This is a genomic window from Streptomyces vastus (assembly GCF_039532825.1).
GTDB lineage: Bacteria > Actinomycetota > Actinomycetes > Streptomycetales > Streptomycetaceae > Streptomyces > Streptomyces vastus.
Map to the genome: position 1 here is coordinate 264,962 of NZ_BAAASJ010000076.1, position 1,812 is coordinate 266,773.

3 protein-coding genes are annotated in these 1,812 nt (G+C 71.0%); 2 read left to right on the top strand and 1 reads right to left on the bottom strand.

All coding sequences use genetic code 11. The features are described 5' to 3' along the window. A partial coding sequence (locus tag ABD357_RS28580; RefSeq protein WP_344393883.1) for an MBL fold metallo-hydrolase occupies positions 1-379 on the bottom strand: 379 nt, incomplete at its 3' end. Positions 380-465: 86 nt separating this feature from the next. Between ABD357_RS28580 and ABD357_RS28585 the strand changes: the two genes are divergently transcribed. Then, positions 466-1,143 carry an ArsR/SmtB family transcription factor gene (locus ABD357_RS28585; protein WP_344393884.1) on the top strand — a complete coding sequence of 226 codons (678 nt, stop codon included), beginning with the start codon at positions 466-468 and terminating at the stop codon, positions 1,141-1,143. Continuing rightward, positions 1,140-1,812: cysteine desulfurase family protein (locus ABD357_RS28590; RefSeq protein ID WP_344393885.1), on the top strand; the 673-nt coding region annotated here is incomplete at its 3' end. The genes ABD357_RS28585 and ABD357_RS28590, both read left to right, overlap by 4 nt.

A 1,812-nucleotide genomic window follows, 5' to 3' on the forward strand; every position in this document is an offset into this window, starting at 1 on the left:
TCAGGAGAAGGAAGGACAGGTGCTCGTCGGTGTGTCCGGGGGTGGCCAGCGCGCGCAGTGTCAGCCCGCCCAGGTCGGTCTCGTCGCCGTCGGCGAGCGCCGTGTGCGGGAACGCGCGGTGTCCGGCGGCGGAGGCCAGGACGGTCGCACCCTCGTCGGCGGCGAGCTGGAGCGCGCCGGTGAGGAAGTCGGCGTGCAGGTGGGTGTCGGCGGCGTACGCGATCCTCAGCCCGCGCCGCCCGGCGGCAGCGCGCAGAGCGCGCAGATCCCGGCTCGCGTCCACCGCCAGGGCACGTCCGTCGCCCAGGTCGACGAGGTAGGCGCTGTTGCCCAGACCCTCGTCGACCAGCGGTATCAGGTGTTCCTCTGCGAAGCCCATCGGGTCCTCCTGGTGTCACGGTAGGCGCCGGGTGGTCATGGCGCCCGCCCACAGATACAATATTCCATGGATTTATGGAGGATGTCATGGCGGAGACCACCACGGCCGGCGCGAAGGCGCGGCTGTACGACGCGTTCGCGGCCAGCGGCAAGGCGCTGGCCAGCGGAAAGCGTCTGGAGTTGCTGGATCTGCTCGCACAGGGCGAGCGGACCGTGGATGCGCTGGCGAAGGCAGCGGGCCTGAACCTGACGACGGCCTCGGCCCACCTGCAGACGCTCAAGCAGGCGGGGTTCGTCGCCACGCGCCGTGAGGGCGTGCGCATCCACTACCGGCTGGCCGGGGACGATGTGGCGCAGCTGTTCGCGCTGTTGCGCAAGGTCGCCGAGGCACACCAGGCCGCGGTCCCCGCCGCCCGGCACGCCTACCTCGGTTCCGACGACGCGGTGGAGGTCACCCGCGATCAGCTGCGCGCCCGGATGGAGGCCGGTGACGTGGTGGTGCTGGACGTACGGCCGGTGGAGGAGTACCTGGCCGGACACATCCCCGGCGCCGTCTCCATCTCGGTGGAGAAGCTGGCCGAGCGGATCAACGAGCTGCCCGAGGACGCGGAGATCGTCGTCTACTGCCGCGGCGAGTACTGCGTGCTCGCGTACGACGCGGTGCGGCTGCTGACCGACCGCGGCCGCCGGGCGATCCGGCTGAACGACGGCATGCTGGAGTGGCGCCTGGCCGAGATGCCCGTGCACGCAGGGGAGTTGGCGTGACCGACAGTCTTCCGTCGCATCCGGGGCTGGTCGGCGGACCGGTCTTTCTGGACTACAACGCCACCACTCCGGTGGACCCGAGGGTGGCCGAGGCCATCCACCCATATCTGGCCGACTGGTTCGGCAACCCCTCCAGCAGCCATCCCTACGCGGCAGCCCCGACGCGGGCCCTGGCCCGCGCCCGCGCTCAGGTCGCCGCACTCATCGGCGCGGACGCGGGAGAGATCGTCTTCACCGGCTCCGGCTCGGAGGCCGACAACCTCGCCCTGCGCGGCGCCGTGCTGTCCGGCAGGACCGACCGCCCGCATGTGATCACCCAGGTCACCGAGCACCCGGCCATCCTGGAGACCTGCCGCGCCCTGGAACGCCTCCACGGCGCCGAAGTGACGTACCTGCCCGTTGACGGCAACGGCCTGGTCGACCCGGCGGCACTCGCCGCCGCCCTCACCGAGCACACCGTTCTGGTCTCGGTCATGGCCGCGAACAACGAGACCGGCACCCTCCAGCCCATCGCCGAACTGGCCCGCATCACACGCGCCCACGGGGTGCTCTTCCACTGCGACGCCGCACAGGCAGCCGGAAAATTCCCCCTGGACGTACGAGAGTTGGACGTCGACCTGCTGACCGTCGTCGGCCACAAGATGTACGCACCGAAGGGCATCGCCGCCC

Excerpts from the sequence above, each read along its gene's own strand:
- ABD357_RS28585 (WP_344393884.1), top strand. The coding sequence starts at position 466 with ATGGCGGAGACCACCACGGCCGGCGCGAAGGCGCGGCTGTACGACGCG.